The sequence below is a fragment of the Sphingobium naphthae genome (genome assembly GCF_043589935.1).
Lineage (GTDB): Bacteria > Pseudomonadota > Alphaproteobacteria > Sphingomonadales > Sphingomonadaceae > Sphingobium > Sphingobium naphthae_A.
In genome coordinates, this window is the sequence record NZ_CP171454.1 from 972,631 (window position 1) to 987,975 (window position 15,345).

Consider the following 15,345-nt stretch of genomic DNA (forward strand, 5'->3'; position numbering starts at 1 on the left):
ATAAGCGAGAGGGTCAGCGCGACTTGGCCGGGTTCCAGATGGTGACGGTGTTGCCGCGCATGGCCTTCGCAACGCCCTGCAGCGTGGCGGCATAGGCGATCAGCATGTCGACCAGCGCGGCGAGCGGGCCGCGCCGCGCGCGCAGGCCAATCAGGACAGCGAAGGCGACAAGAGCAAGGCCGGCGCCGAACAGCAGCGGTGACACGCGCCAGGCGAGGATCGCTGCGGCCAGCGCGCCCAGCAGGATGAAGGCCCCGCCGAACCAGCGCACGATCTTGCGCGAGGCATATTTGAAGCGGTCGATCCCGGTCATGCGCCGCAATTGCGGGCGCAGATACCGGTGCGTGTGCCAGGCGCGCGCGGCGATGCGGACCTTGCGCCGATATTCGTCGCCGCGCGCCGTCACCAGCCGTTCGCGGGCGATGACGTCGCTGGCCTTCACCAGTCGCTTGCCAGCGAACAGCACCGCCATGGACACTGTCAGGTCGTCGAGCACGCTGTCGGGAAAGACGGGATAGAGGCTGCGGCGGATCGAGAAGATGGAGCCGTCCGCGCCCAGCACATTGCCGGTGCGCGATTCCTCGTCCTTCAGCCGTTCCTCCAGCCGCCAGTAGAGCGACCCGACCGAGGCGGTGGCGCTTTCGTCGGCGCCGACATAGTGGAGCGATCCCAGCACCCCGCCAATGTCCGGATCGGCATAGCGGGCGAGCAAGCGCTCGATAGCCTGTTCGTCGAGCAGCACATTGGCGTCGGTGAAGATCAGCACGTCGCCGCGCGCGCGGGCGGCGAGCTGCTTCATGCCATGGGCCTTGCCGCTGCGTCCGGGGCCGCGCAGCAGGGTGACATGATCGCCCCGCGCGGCGATCAGATCGCCGGTGCCGTCGGTCGATCCATCATCGAAGGCGAGGCATTCGAGATCGGGATGGCGGCGCCTGAGCATCGCCAGATTGGCGAGCTTGTCCGGCATCGCCTCTGCTTCATTATAGGCGCAGAAGAGCAGCGAGGCACTGGGCGCGGGCGAGGCGACTGGCCGCTCGGGGCGAGTGGGCAGCGCGCGCAGGATCAGCGGGTAGCAAAGGAAGGGCCACGCGACCGCGATCAGGCACAAGGCCAGAATGGCCAGCAATATCAGGTCGATCACCGGCATCCTTAATAAGCCTTGTGATGGACGAGCACGCCCAGCGTGGCAACGATGATCCGCAGGTCGCGCCAGATCGACCAGTCGCTGACATATTCCAGGTCGGACTGGAGCCGGTCGATCAGGTCCTGATGATGGTCGGTGGAGCCGCGATGACCGCGCACCTGGGCAAGGCCGGTCATGCCCGGCTTGATGCAATGGCGGGCCCAGTAGCGCGCATCGACTTCCCAATAGAGGCTGTTGCCGGCCTTGGCTGCGGCGGCATGGGGGCGCGGCCCGACGATGCTCATGTCGCCTTTCAACACGTTGAAAAGCTGGGGCAATTCATCAATGCTCGTGCGTCGCAGAAAGGCGCCGACGGGAGTGACGCGATCATCGTCGCGCCGGGTCAGGGTCGCGGCCTGGTGATCGCTCGCCTCCGTACGCATGGAGCGGAACTTGTAGATGGCGAAGGGACGCGCGTCCTTGCCGATGCGCGGCTGGCGGAACAGTGCCGGGCCGGGGCTGGTCAGCCGCACCGCCAGCGCCGCGCCGATCAGCACCGGCGACAAGAGGATGATGGCGACGGCCGCCACCACCAGGTCGAACAGCCGCTTGATCAGCCGGTCGCGGAACTGGAGCGGGCCACCGGCGACGATGATGGTCGGCTGGCCGTCGAACTGATCGACTCGCGCCGGGGCGAAGCGCAGCAATTCGGGCACGACGATCTCGCCGCGCGCGGACAGCGACTTGAGCGCCGCCGACCAGTCGTCCATGCGGTCCATGGGGCAGGCGACGATCACGCGCTCGGCCATGCCCACCGCGCCGGCCAGCCGGGCGGCCATGTCGGCATCATGCCGTTCGGGATGGAGATTGGCGGCGTCCGCGCTGATGACGCTGGCGTGCGATCCGGTGGCGATGGCGATGCCATCCATGATGACGGCGGTGAGATGCGGCACCCCGCCCAGCAGGTTGACCGCCAGCCGCGCGACCGCGATCCGCACCAGCGCCAGCGCCAGCGCGCCCAGCATCAGCCCGATAAGAAAGGTGAGGCGCGACAATTGCTCGGCGATCTTGCCCAGATAGACGATCAGCAGCATCAGCAGCGCCGCCTGCGCCAGCGCCCACAGCGCCCGGACGATCCCGCGCCGCAGATGGTCGATGGTGTTGATGCCATAGGCGCCGCCCTGCACCGCCAGCAGCGCGTAGAGCGGCGCGACCATGGCGAACATCACCAGCCCATGCGGCTTTCCCGGCTCGCCCCAGAGCGCGCCCAGCACGAAATAATTGGCGGCGAGAAAGGCGCAGAACAGTCCGGCCATGTCGCCCGCCAGGCACAGCGCATAAAGGCGCAACCGCACCATTTCCTTGGAAACTGTCACGCCTGCGCCCCGATCATCGTCATGTGCCCCGTTGGCACCGGCGGACGCGGGTTGCAAGGGGGCAAGCGCAGGCGAGTTCCGTTGGTGGCGCGCGGGCGGGGACTGGTTGAGACGGAGGGATTGGGTCGGGACAGGATCAGCTCCTCTCGCGCATTCCAGCGATCTGCTCATGCCTTTCTCTGAGGTGATAACCCACTCCAGAGAGCCATAAACGTGGCGTGCTCCTGCGCAGGCAGGAGCCTAGTTGAAGGGGCAGAGCTGGGCTCCTGCCTGCGCAGGAGCACGTGCCGCGGCTATTGTCGGAGGGCGCCGGAAATCACTGCGCCTTCCTCAATCATTGTGTCGCTCGCGCCCGGGGTTGGGAAACATGCATCGTGTTGCTGCGCAGGCAGGAACCCAAGTCAGGCGGCGCGTTCAGCCAGTGGCGCGAGCAGCAGCGCGCCGCGTAGTTCACCCCCCGAACAACCGCCCCAGCGCCTTGTCGAGCATCAGCAATTGCCACAGCAGCCGGCCATGATCCGCCACGACCGCCTTGTGGTCGGCGGCGACCCTGGCGAGCATCCGGGCGTCGAACCAGCCGGTTTTCGCCAGGGCCGATCCGCCGGCGATCGCCGTGGCTTCGCCGGCCAGCGCGCCGCGGAACCAGGCGCTGATGGGCGTGACGAAGCCCATTTTCTGGCGGTAGAGTATGTCCTGCGGCAGGAAGGGCTCCATCGCCTTCTTCATCAGCACCTTGCCGCTGTTGCCGCGAATGCGCTGGGCGACCGGCAGGCGGGCGGCGAATTCGACGAGGCGATAGTCGAGCAGCGGCTCGCGCGCCTCCAGGCTGACGGCCATGCTCATCCGGTCGGTCTTGGTCAAAATGTCGCCGGGCAGCCAGATGCGAAGATCGGCATATTGCGCGCGGTCGAGCGGATCGCGCGCGGGGGCGGCCGCCATCATCTTCACATAGCGGTCCTCGGCCCGATAGGCGCCCAGGCGGCTCTTCATCTCCTGACTGAACAGGCGCTGGCGCAGGCCATGGGGCGTGACGCCGACCGAAGCGGCATAGGCGTCCCCGCCCTCCCCCGCCAGTTCCAGCAAGGTCGATTTGGCGCGCAGCATCCGCGGCGCCCAGTCGGCCTTGGGATAATAGCGCCCCAGCGCGCCGAACAGCGGCTGGCGCACCGATGCGGGGATCAGGCCGCGCAGCCTTTCCCCCTGCATCTGGAACCGGTGGCGGCGATAGCCGGCGAACGCCTCGTCTGCGCCATCGCCCGAGAGCGCCACCGTCACCTTTTCCCGCGCCAGTTCGCAGACGCGATAGGTGGGCAGAGCCGACGCATCGGCGAATGGTTCGTCGAAATGAAAGGCGAGCGTGTCGATCAAGCCATAATCATCGGGTGATACAATGCGCGTGCGGTGATCGGTCGCGAACCGCCGCGCGACCCGATCGGCATAAGCGGTTTCATCGAGGCTGGCGACGTCGAAGCCGATGGTGCAGGTCTGCACTGCATGGCGCGAGGATTCGGCCATCAATGCGACGACGCTGCTGCTGTCGACCCCGCCCGAGAGGAACGCGCCCAAGGGCACGTCGGCAACCATGCGCGATCGCACCGCCTGGCGCATCAGCGCGACCAGTTCCTCCTCCAGCGCTTGCGGCGTTGCCCGGCTGCGCTCGGCGAAGCTGATATCCCAATAACGTTGTGGCTGGGCCAGCGGCCGGCCGCGCACCAGTCGCAGCGTCTCGCCCGCGCCCAGCTTGCGCACGCCCGCGACCAGGCAGGCGTCATCGGGGATGTAGCCATAGGCCATATAATCCTCGACCGCAGACAGGTCGGGCGCGCGGCGCAGCAGCGGATGAGCGAGCAGGCTCTTCAATTCCGATCCGAAGATCAGGCTGCCGTCCGACAGCAGTGCATAATGAAGCGGCTTCACCCCCAGCCGGTCGCGCGCCAGCCAGAGCGCGCCGGCGCGCGCATCGAACAGCGCGAAGGCGAACATGCCGTTGAAGCGATGGACGCACTCCTCGCCCCATTGGCGATAGCCGTGAAGAATGACTTCGGTGTCGCTATGGGTGCGAAAGACATGGCCCTTCGCCTCCAGTTCGGCGCGCACTTCCGCGAAATTGTAGATTTCGCCGTTGAAGACGACCGCCAGGCTCTCATCCTCGGTCAGCATCGGCTGCGCGCCGCCCGCGAGGTCGATGATCGAAAGGCGCAAATGGCCCAGGCCCACGCCCGGCGCGGTCCAGACGCCGCTGCCGTCGGGGCCACGATGCGGCATCGCGTCCAGCATCGCGCGCACCCGCGCGGGATCGACGGGCTTTGCCGTTTCGAGGTGGAAGATGCCCGCTATGCCGCACATGGAGGAAGGCTCTAGCGGATACCGATGGCGCGGTCAGCCAAAAGCCGCATCGCGCCCAAATCGGCGCGGAACGCGGCGATGGCGGCGTCGGCATCCTGCCCGTCGCGCTGTTCGGCGGAGATCAGGATGGCGACGGCGCGCTGGTCCCGGCCCAGCAGGCGGGCCTTGAGCGTGGCGAGCTTGACGGCGGGCTTGCTGCCGGTGAGCGCGCCGTCGCCTACGGCGTAGACGGTCACGACATGGCGCACGACCGGGCCGGGCGCGGTGATCTGTTCGCCCAGGCCATCGGCGGGCGCGGGCGCGGGCGAGGACCAGACCCACTGGCTGTCGGGATCGGCCGCGCCCTGCGCGAAGCCGACCAGTTCGCGCCCCTCCGCCTGGCGGGCATAGGTGGCGATGGCGAGATCGACCACTTGCCCGTCGGCATTGCGATACCGGCCGCTGACGACATGATCGGCGCCGTCGAAGCGCGGCTTCCACGGATAGGCCTGGGGCGCGTCGGTGCGGTTCCATCCATCGACCGCGGGCAGCGCCAGCACGGGGGGCAGCGGCCGGGCGGTGGCGGCGGTGGCGGCGAGCCAGAGCGGCGCGGCGATCACCAGCGCCAGCGCGCCGGCGGTGACGCTGCTGATCGGGCTGGCGGCGGCGCGGCCCTGCAAGGCGCGCGGATCGAACCAGGGGTCGCCGGGCTTGCGGTCGAAAAAGGGCCAGGCGACGGCCATGACCAGGATCATGATGATGGCGAAGAAGACCCAGCCATAGACGACATGGTCGAACCCGACCGCCGCATCGACGGTGGTGAGGTGCGCGACCAGGATGGTGGCATAGGCGCGCACGCCGTTGGCGAGGATGGACAGCCCCAGCGCGCCGGCCAGGAACAGCATGCGGCGGCTCCAGCGACGAAAGCAGACATTGCAGACGAGCACGCCATAGGCCGCCATGGCGATCAGGAATTTCGCGCCCGAACAGGCTTCGGCGACTTCGAAATAGCCCGTCGGCGTGGTGATGAAGATGCCCTCCAGATGCGCGGGCACGCCGGTGAGGTCGAGCAGCAGCATAGCGATGCGCGCGGTCAGCAATTGCAGCGGCGGAACCAGCTCCTCGCCAAAGGGCACCATGAAGAAGGCATAGAAGAGCGGGAAGAGCAGCGCGCGCGCGACCGCCGGCCCCAGCAGCGCGATGGTCGCGCCCTGCAGCATCAGCACCAGCGCGCCATGGCGGAACAGCGCGACGCCCGCCGCCGCGCCCAGCAGCCAGACCAGCGCGCCCGCCCCCAGCCACAACAGGCCGGGCGCCCAGGCGACCGGCTGCAACTGGCGCAGGCCCGGCAGCCGCTGCTGCACCAGCCAGCCGATCAGCAAGGGCACGAAGAGGCAATGGCCGAAGGTGGAGGCGTTCCACCAGATCGACACCATGTCCGCCACCTCGCGGAAGAAGAGCGCGAGGATGGCGAAGGCGACGAAGCCCAGCGCCAGCAGCGGCGCACGCCAGCCGGCGGCGGCCGGCGGCGCCGTGTTCGGGGCGGCGATGGCGCTGCTGCTCATGCGCGAGCCCGGGCCGCCGGCGCGGGGCCAAGCAGCATGTCGGGCAAGTCGGCCAGCGTCGCGCTCCAGCGATAGCGCTGCTCCATGCGCGCGCGGGCGGCAAGGCCCAGCGCCTGGGCCCGGGCGGGATCGGCGAGCAGGGCCAGGACGCGCTCTGCTTCCTGCGCGGGATCGGCGGCGACCAGCAGATGATCGCCGTCACGCGCGTCGATCCCCTCGGCCGCCTGCGGCGAGGCGACGACCGGGCGCGCCATCGCCATCGCCTCCAGCACCTTGTTCTGGATGCCGCGCGCGATCCGCAGCGGCGCGACGACAACCTGCGCGGCGGCGAGCCAGCCGCGCACGTCGGGCACGCCACCGGTCACGATCACGCCGGGCAGATCGGCCAGCGCCTGCACCGATGCGGCCGGGTTGCGCCCGACGATGGCGAAGCAGGCGTCGGGATGGACGGCGCGGATGCGCGGCAGCACGTCGCGCGCGAAGCTGTCGACCGCCTCGACATTGGGGCGATAGTCCATCTGTCCGGTGAAGACGAGCAGCGGCCCCTGCCCGCCCGGCACCGGATCGATCGGGTCGATCGGCGCGGCGGGATCGAAATAATCGAGCGCCACGCCGTTTTCAATGGCGACGACTCGCTGCGCGTCGAGCCCGGTGGCGGCGCGGAACAGCGCGGCTTCCGCCTCGCTCACGAAGCTGGACAGGTCCGCGCGGGCGGCGACGCGGCGTTCGAAATCGAACAGCAACCGCCCTTCGCGCCGGTTGATCCAGGCCATGGGGCCGCTGCCCTGCTGACCATAAGCGGCATATTTGGCCGAATCGAAATCGACGAAATCCATCATGAAGCGGATTCCCGGCGCGAGCGGCGGCACGAAATGCGCCATTTGCGCGGAATAGGCGAACACCGCGCGGATCGGCCGCTCGGCCAGGGTCTGCCGCACCCAGCGATGCAGGCCGGGATGGTCGAACAGCGAGACCAGCATCGAGTGGCGTCTGGCGAGGCCGGTGAGGCCCGCGACCAGTTTGGACCGGTCGCGCCGCAGCACGCGCTGGCTGGCCGCGACCTGCGCCAGATCGGCGGCGAAGCCCATGTCGCGATCATCATCGGCGAAGCAGCCAACATGCACCGGCGCGATCTGCGCCAGGCGCTTCAACATGTGGCAGGAGCGGATCTTGTCGCCGCGATCGGGCGGAAAGGGCACGCGGTGGCAGAGGAACAGAATGTCGCCGCTCATCCCAGGCCCCGCGCGATCAGCGGGCCGACCAGATTGGCGACCGGCAGCGGCAGCTTCTTCCACAGGTCGATCCGCCGCTGATATTTGGCGCTGTTGGGGTCGATGTCGCGCACAGCGCCGCCGGGCGACCAGCCATGATAGGCGAGCGGGACGGGTTCGAAGCCGAAGCTCTTCTTCCACGCCGCCTGGCCGCTGCCGACCTTAGACCGGCCGAAGTCGAAGATGCGCATGCCCCGCGCGCGGGCATGGCCCATCAGGCGGAAATAGAGAAGCTCGTTGGAGCGCAGCCGCCGCGCATCGCCGATGCCACCGCCCCAATAGGGCATGGCGCGGCCGCGATGATAGAGCGTCAGCACCGCGGACACGGCGCGCTTGTCTTCGCGCACGATCAGGATGTCGGCATCCGCGCCGAAGCGTTCCAGCACCGCGCGGAACAGCCGTGCGGGAAAGACTGGTGTGCCAAGGTTGCGCACGCTGGTGGCATAGACACGATAATGGTCGCGCAGATGCCGCCGGTCGCGCCCGACCTCATAGCGGAGCGCCGGATTGGCGAGCGCCTTGCGCAATTCGGCGCGATGCTTGCGCGGAATGGCGAGCAGTTCGGCCTCCTCCTCCGAAGCGAGCGGGCGGGAAAAGCCCAGATGCTGCCCTTCGCGCAGGTCCCAGTCGCCGCCGGGCGCCGGACCGCCGCGCAACTCGATCGACAGGTCGCCGCGCGCCCGGGCGCTATCGCGCGCCGCCTGCGCCAGCAGCGCCACGCCGCGCGCATCGTCGGCCAGGATGCCGCCATCGACGGCAAAGCCGCTCGACACCAGCGCCTGCCCGAACAGCGCGCTTTTCATATGGTGCAGCGGCAGCAGGCCGCGGATCCGCCCCGATGGCTCGACCGCCGCCAGCAGCAGCGCGCGATTGCCCGTCGCCTCCTCGACCGCGCGCAGCCAGGCGGGGCGATGGAAGGGCGTCGAGTCGGCATGGGCGAGGACATAATCGTCCGCCGCCTGCACCTCGGCGGGATCGCGCAGGTCGAGCGTGGTGACGGACAGGTCGGCGGGCGCGCCCTCTATCATGATGCGCGGGCGGCTTCGGCGTCGGCCAGCGCGTCGACCCGCGTCCAGGCGAAGTCGCGCGTCAGCCGCCGCAGCTTGTCGGCCATGACCGACAAATTGCTGTAATGGCGCAGGCGCGAGCGCAGCGGCGCATGCGTGACGCGCGGCTGGTCGGGATCGATTTCCCAGGGGTGGAAATAGATGATCGCGGGCCGCCCGGCCTGTTCGTTGACCTGACGGATCGCCCAGCGCGAAAAGCCGTAGGGCAGCAGGCGGAAAAAGCCCCCACCCCCGGCCGCCAGCGTGCGCTTGCCCCATTTGGCGGTCGTTACCGGCAGTTCGACCAGCGGCGAATCGGGCAGCGGCTTCCAGGCGAAGCGCGGCGAGTCAGGCCAGCCATAATGGTCGTGCCGGATCGGTGCGACGCTGGAGGAATAGCGATAGCCTTCCTCCGCCAGGATCGCATGCGCCCAGGGCGTGCGCGCGTCGATGGAGAAGCTGGGCGCGCGATAGCCGGTCACCGCCTGCCCGCTCGCATCCTCCAGCAGAGCGCGCGCCCTGGCCAGATCCGCGCGGAACTGGTCGGGGGTGAGGGTGAAGACGCGCGCATGGTCATAGCCATGGCTGGCGACTTCATGCCCGGCATCGACGATGCGGCGCATCAGCGCGGGATAACGTTCCGCCACCCAGCCAAGCGTGAAGAAGGTCGCGTGGACGCCCGCCTCCCCGAACAGATCCAGCACCGCATCGGTGTTGCGCTCGACGCGGTGGACCAGCCCGTCCCAGTCGGCACGGTGGATCGTGCGTTCGAACGCGCCGACCTGGAACCAGTCCTCGACATCGACCGACAGGGCATTGCGCATCACGGACACCTCAGGGCAGCGCGGTTCAGGCGACGGCGGCGTCCCGCGCGACATCGTCCATGCGATCCTCGCGCTCGACCCATTCGACCAGCATGGTGAGCACCCGGCGCAGCGCCGCATCATGCTCCTCCGCCCGGAATTCGAGCGAGGCAAGCCGCTCCTCGATCAGGGTGAAGCAATCCTTGAGCGCTTCGGGGTCGATGGTCTGCGGCGGGTTGAAGGGCGCATGCGACTGCATCGCGCGCAGCGATGCGATTTCGGCGCGCAGCGCGGCGATCTCATCCTGCATGTCGCGGCGCAGGCCGGCCGTGTCTTCGGCCCGGTCGCCGGCATCGTCATCGGCATCGACGGCGATGCTGGCGTCGTCGGGGGCGTGCACCTCGGTCAACGCATCCTCCTCGTCGAACGTGTCGAGCGCGCCTTGCATGTCGGCGATCTGCGCATCCATGTCCCAACGGCCGCCGGGAGCAGCCGGCGCGGCGAAGGGCGCGGCCGCGGGCCGGGTCCAGGCGTCGTCATCCCACTCCTCCGCCTCGGCCTCTTCGAGCTGACGGTCGGCGACATCTGCAGGCGGCGCGAAGGGCGCGATGCGATCGGCCGGCGCGGCGAAGGGCCCGGGCGTCCAGGCGGGCAGCGGCTCTTCCTGCTCGGCAACCGGTTCGTGGGACGCTACGTCCTCGTCCACCTCGGCCGCATCAACGTCCCACATCTCGCCCTCGACCAGTTCGGCCGGGGCGGTGTCCTCGTCCGCCTCTGCGGCATCGTCCCACGTCGCGCGCGCGACCGGTTCGGCCGGCGTGGCGTCGGCGCCAGGAACGTCCGCGTCGGCGGGCTCGCGCGCAACGCTCTCCTCGGCCGCTTCCACGATGTCGGCTTCCGCGACATCGTCCAGCGCGGAGGCGGCGACCGGCGCGGGCATGACGTCGATGTCGAGGCCCATGTCGGCGACCACGACGGCAACCGCGTCGGCGTCGATCTCATGGATCTGCTCGATCGCGCCCAGCAGCAGCACGCGGCTAATCAGCGCGTTGAGCCGGCGCGGCACGCCGCCGGTCGCGGCATAGAGCGCGGAGAAGGCGGCGGGCGTGAAGGCGGGATCGCCCGCCCAGCCGGCGATGCCCAAGCGATGGATCACATAGGGTTCGACTTCGCTCGGCAGCATCGGTTCCAGATGATGGGTGGCGATGACTCGCTGGCGCAGCTGCTCCAGATCCGGCGAGCGCAGCAGATCGCGGAATTCCGGCTGGCCCAGCAGGAATATCTGCAGCAGCGATTGGCCGCCCAGCTGGAAATTGGAGAGCATCCGCAGCTCCTCGATCGCCGAGACGCCCAGATTCTGCGCTTCGTCGACGATCAGCAGCGAACGCCGTCCGGCGCGCGCCTGGCCATGCAGATAGGCTTCGATCTTCTGCAGCGTCGCGGCCTTGGTGAAGCCCTCCGTCGCCAGGCCAAAGCTCTGCGCCGCGAGGCGCAGCATGTCGTCGCCCTCCACCTGCGTCGACACGATCTTGACCGCGGTCAGGCGCGCCGGGTCGATCGTCTGCATCAGGTGGCCGACCAGCGTCGTCTTGCCCGCGCCAATGTCGCCGGTGATTACGATGAAGCCTTCGCCCTGCGCCAGACCATAGCCCAGATAGGAGAGCGCCTTGCGATGAGTCGCGCTCTCAAAATAATAATGCGGGTCCGGCGTCAGCTGGAACGGGCGGCCCTGTAGTCCATAATATTGCTCGTACATACGCTCGTCTCCGTGCCCGTCGCGCTAGAAGCTGTAGCGCAGGCCGACCTGCCCCATGGCGCTGATAACCGTTTCGAAATCGTCCGCCTGGACCCCGTCGAGGCCCAGCGAGGCCGATGCCGACAAGCGCCGGCTCAGCCCCTTATAATAGCTAGTGAACGCGCCATAGTTAAGCACGTCCGGCCGTCCGCCGCTGGCGTCGAAATAGTTGAGATAGGCGACCACATCCATGCTGTCGCGATCGCTGAAGGCATAGCTCATCGACGCATTGCCATACCAGTTTTCGTCGCGCGAGCCACGCACAAGCACCATTTCGCCCTGCGGCGTGATGAACTTGCGCTGCGAGTAGCCCGCACCCAAGCCCCAGCCCCATGGCCCGCGCCGCAGCGCATATTGCGCCGCCACGCCGCGATAGCGGAAATTGGCGGCGGTTATGCCCGACAGCGCGTCGTTGAAACATTGCCCCCCGCCCGTAACGGAGAAGGCGCAGCCGGTGATGTCGCCGGTGAAGGGATTACGCGGGACGTCGAAGCTGTTGCCCGACAGGGCGGCGACATTGGACGTGATTACCCGCCCGAAACTGTCGATACCGTCGAACACGGTCAGCGCAAAATGACTGTCCTGGCCCTGCCACAGGAAACTGCCCTGATAGGTCATGCCGCCATAGCGTTGGCCCACCCGCGCCTGCAGCGATGTGCGGCGGCTGGGGCGCCAGAGCACGCCCACGTCCCAGATGATGTCGCTGAAATCGTAGATCAGCGCGCGCGGCGAGCTTTCGTCCGTCACATAGCGGCCGTTGCGGATGACGGGCTGGCCATCCTCGTCGAGCAGCGGCGAACGCTGGCTGATCTCGATATCCTCATAGCCAACGCCACCGACCAGCGCGACCGTGGGCGACACCGGGACGGTCGCGTCGACGCGGCCCCAGGCGTCCTCGAACCGCTGGTCGAGCTGGTGCGCATCTTCCCGGTCATAGCCCGCGCTCGCCGTGAGGCCGACGCCCGGCAGCAGCGTGTCGGGCGAAAAGCCGACCGAACCGAGCAGGCTGTGCGTCCAGCTGTCGGCGAAGGAGCCGGTCGGCGTCGCGCCGTCGAAATTCTGGTTCACGTCATCATCGACCCGGGCATAGCCCAGCCGATAGGAGGCGTTGACGTTGAGGTCGCCCAGCTGTGTCGTATAGGACGGTCCGGCATAGGCGGCCCAGACCTGGCTGGTATAGGTGTCGCGCTGGGTCAGCGCGCCCGACAGGCCATCGGTCCGCACCCGACTGGCGAGTCCGCCGGCCTGCAGCGTGAGACCGCGCGCGACATTGACGCTGGCGCTGGCGATGCCGCTCAGCGCATCCTGGTCGACCGCCTGATCGCCCCAGCCGAAGCTGTGATTATATTGCGCGTCGATCACCGCCTCGACCCGGCGGTCGCGGACTTCGGCGGTCACGCCGGCGGTAAGGTTGGTATAGGTCAGCACGTCGCCGCCGCCCTTGAGCGGCGCCATCACCACCTGGTCGATGCCGAGATAGGGCACGACATCGACACGGCGGTCGGCGCGCGATTCCTGCGCCGCGAGCGGGCTGGCCGCCAGCGCGGCGAGCGCGGCCGACGCGCGCAGCAGGACGCGGGATGGCGTCATCCGCGTCCCTCCCCCTTGTCCTGATAATGGCCGAAGCGACGGCCGCTGGTGAAGCGCACCGCATTCAGCAACAGGCGCACTTGCGCCCCGCCCTTCAGCAGCGCGACGGCTTCGCGCAGCGCGCTTTCGCTGGTCCTGTCGGCCTGAACCACCAGCAATGCGATGGCCGCATGGCTGGCGAGCACGGCGGCGGGCGATGCGGCCAGCAGCGGCGGCGAATCAAAGATCAGGATGCGATCGGGCCGCCCCTCGGTCAGCCGCGCGAGCAGCTGCTGGGTGCGGGCGGAGGCGAGATATTCGGTGTCGTTGTTGCTGCGCTGGCCGGCGGGCAGGACCGCGAGCGAGGGCAAGTCGGTGCGGATGATGCAATCCTCGATCGCGATCAGCGGATCGGCGAGCGCGTCCATCAGGCCCGGACCAGGATCAAGGCCCAGGCTCGCCGGGATCGAGGGACTGCCAAAATCGGCGTCGACCAGCAATATCTCATGGTCCTTCTCGGCCGCCAGGCTGAGCGCCAGGTTGATCGCGCAGAAGCTCTTGCCCTCGCCACTGTTGGGCGAGCAGACCAGGATGCGGTTGCCGCGCGGATTGTCGCGCAGCTGCGCCAGCAGGTCGCGCTTGAGCAGGCGGAACTCCTCGCTCATCACGGTGACCGGCCCTTCGGGCAGCAGGAAGCCACCCTGCGCCAGCGCATCGCGATCGATCGGCTGGACGGGACCCGTCCAGGCCGGCGCGCGCATCGCGGGCGCGGCGACGGGGTCAAGCGGCGCTGCGTCCGGCACGACGGGCGGCGGCGCGTCGGCGGGCACGTCCACCGCGGGCGCGGCGCGGCCCTTGAGCGCGGCGGAAAAGTCGTAAATCTCGGTCGCGCGCTCGATCAGCGATCCGCGGCCCTTGATGGAGCTATGCTGGTTCATGGGATCGCGCTCCTTCACGCCATGCCGCGCTGGACAAATTCGACCGCGATCAGCAGCAGGCAGACGCCCGCCAGCCCTCCGCTCGCGGCGGCAAACCATTTCAGGCGCTGCTTTTCGACCGCCTGCTGTGCGGCGCTGCGCACCTGGCTGATCGACCCGGCGACCGGCAGTCCGATCGCCCGCTCCAGCCGCGTGGCGGTGGAGAAGCTGCCCTTGAGCTGGCCGAGCGCGAAGGCGACGCCGACGCCCGCGGCGATGCCCAGCACCAGCACGCCCAGCAGTAGCAGCGGCCGGTTGGGCGCGGTCGGCGCGGTCGGCGTGCTGGGCGGCTGGATCACGCGGAACTGCACCGCGCCGGTTTCGGTCTTCACCTCGCCGCGCAGGCGGATTTCCTCGCGATCGGCGAGCAGCTTGTCATATTGGGTCTTGAGCACTTCATAGTCGCGATCGAGCTTTTCCTGCTCAGACGCGATGCCCGGTTCATCGACCTGGCGCGACATCATCGCGTTGAGATCGGCCTGAAGCTGAGCCTTGCGGGCTTGCAGCGCCTGCACCGTGGCGGCGCGTTCGGCCTGCATCGACTTGATCGACAGATAGGCGGGATTGGGCGTTCCGCCGCCGCCGGCGCTGCCGCCGCCGGACTTGCGCAGCGCTTCCACTTCGCGCTGGGCGGCGATGACGTCGGGATGGCTGCTGGTCCAGCCGCGCGCCTTCATCGACGCGAGATTAGCCTGCGCCTGCGCCAACGGCGAGGGGCCGCCCGAAGCACCCACGCCCGGCAGCGTCTGCGGCGTGCCGGCCAGCTGGCCGTTCATCGCCGACAGTGCGCTCTGCGCCTGCACCAGCTGCGATTCGATGGTGTTGATCTCCATCCGCGCCGCGTCCATGCGCTGGCTGATGGAGCCGGCGCCTGGCAGCAGCCCGGCATAGCGCTGGGCGAATTCGACGCGGCGCTGGTCGGCCGCTTCCAGCTGCTTGGCGCGGCCGGCGATCTGCTCGTCGAGGAAGGCCAGACTCTGCTTGGTCTCGCGGCGATCGCCGGAGAGATTTTCTTCCTGGAAAATGTCGATCAGCTTCTGCACCACCTGCTGGGCGATGCGGGCGTTGGCGCCGTCCGACAGGGTCGAATCGGCCGAGACCGCGCTGATGTCGATCATGCTGGGGTCGGCCTGCGCCATCACCGTGATATTTTCGCGCAGCGTCGTGATCTTGGCAGCGATGTCGCGCGGGCCGGACACGGTCTGCGACAGGTCGGTGCCGCGCACGACCTTTTCCAGATTTTCCGCGCTGGCGAGCGTGCTGCGCAGGCGATCGAGATCCTGCTGCGACTGGACCTGGGTGATGCCCATGCGATCCTCCAGCAGCGACTGGGTATTCACATAGACGCGCGCCTTGGACTGGTAGCTGTTGGGGATCAGCGCCACGCCCAGCCAGCCGAGCATGGCGACGCCCCAGGCGACCGCCAGCGCGATCCAGCGCCGATTCCAGATGCCGTGCAGCAGCACGCGCAGTTCGTCGAACAGGCCCGCCATGG

10 protein-coding genes and 1 pseudogene are annotated in these 15,345 nt (G+C 68.6%); all 11 read right to left on the minus strand.

All coding sequences use genetic code 11. From position 1 onward, the window contains the following. Nucleotides 1–13: 13 nt before the first annotated feature. Nucleotides 14–1,147 carry a glycosyltransferase family 2 protein gene (locus tag ACGGKE_RS04770; RefSeq protein WP_394440506.1) on the minus strand — a complete coding sequence of 378 codons (1,134 nt, stop codon included), beginning with the start codon at nt 1,145–1,147 and terminating at the stop codon, nt 14–16. Between the two features lie 2 nt (nt 1,148–1,149). Further along, the gene (locus tag ACGGKE_RS04775; protein ID WP_394441734.1) at nt 1,150–2,481 is read right to left on the minus strand and encodes a sugar transferase; all 1,332 of its coding nucleotides are present in this window, start codon (nt 2,479–2,481) and stop codon (nt 1,150–1,152) included. Nucleotides 2,482–2,949: 468 nt separating this feature from the next. After that, nucleotides 2,950–4,845: an XrtA/PEP-CTERM system amidotransferase gene (locus tag ACGGKE_RS04780; protein ID WP_394440508.1), complete on the minus strand. Its 1,896-nt coding sequence runs from the start codon at nt 4,843–4,845 to the stop codon at nt 2,950–2,952. 11 nt (nt 4,846–4,856) lie between these two features. Beyond that, a complete protein-coding gene (gene xrtA / locus ACGGKE_RS04785) occupies nt 4,857–6,389 on the minus strand; it encodes an exosortase A (protein WP_394440510.1) in 1,533 nt (510 codons plus the stop codon). Continuing rightward, nucleotides 6,386–7,621: a TIGR03087 family PEP-CTERM/XrtA system glycosyltransferase gene (locus ACGGKE_RS04790; RefSeq protein WP_394440512.1), complete on the minus strand. Its 1,236-nt coding sequence runs from the start codon at nt 7,619–7,621 to the stop codon at nt 6,386–6,388. The genes xrtA and ACGGKE_RS04790 overlap by 4 nt, the downstream gene beginning before the upstream one ends. After that, nucleotides 7,618–8,688, minus strand: coding sequence for a FemAB family XrtA/PEP-CTERM system-associated protein (locus ACGGKE_RS04795; RefSeq protein WP_394440514.1), 1,071 nt, complete (start codon nt 8,686–8,688; stop codon nt 7,618–7,620). Before ACGGKE_RS04795 ends, ACGGKE_RS04790 begins: the two co-directional genes overlap by 4 nt. Then, nucleotides 8,685–9,530, minus strand: coding sequence for an XrtA system polysaccharide deacetylase (locus ACGGKE_RS04800; RefSeq protein WP_394440516.1), 846 nt, complete (start codon nt 9,528–9,530; stop codon nt 8,685–8,687). The genes ACGGKE_RS04795 and ACGGKE_RS04800 overlap by 4 nt, the downstream gene beginning before the upstream one ends. Before the next feature lie 619 nt (nt 9,531–10,149). After that, a pseudogene (locus tag ACGGKE_RS04805) lies at nt 10,150–11,265 on the minus strand (XrtA/PEP-CTERM system-associated ATPase); the annotation flags it as partial. A 24-nt stretch (nt 11,266–11,289) separates the two neighbouring features. After that, on the minus strand, nt 11,290–12,894 hold the full coding sequence (locus ACGGKE_RS04810) for a hypothetical protein (protein ID WP_394440518.1): 1,605 nt from the start codon (nt 12,892–12,894) through the stop codon (nt 11,290–11,292). Then, on the minus strand, nt 12,891–13,811 hold the full coding sequence (locus ACGGKE_RS04815; RefSeq protein ID WP_394440520.1) for a P-loop NTPase: 921 nt from the start codon (nt 13,809–13,811) through the stop codon (nt 12,891–12,893). The genes ACGGKE_RS04810 and ACGGKE_RS04815 overlap by 4 nt, the downstream gene beginning before the upstream one ends. 14 nt (nt 13,812–13,825) lie before the next feature. Then, nucleotides 13,826–15,343 carry an XrtA system polysaccharide chain length determinant gene (locus ACGGKE_RS04820; RefSeq protein ID WP_394440522.1) on the minus strand — a complete coding sequence of 506 codons (1,518 nt, stop codon included), beginning with the start codon at nt 15,341–15,343 and terminating at the stop codon, nt 13,826–13,828. Between the last annotated feature and the right edge of the window lie 2 nt (nt 15,344–15,345).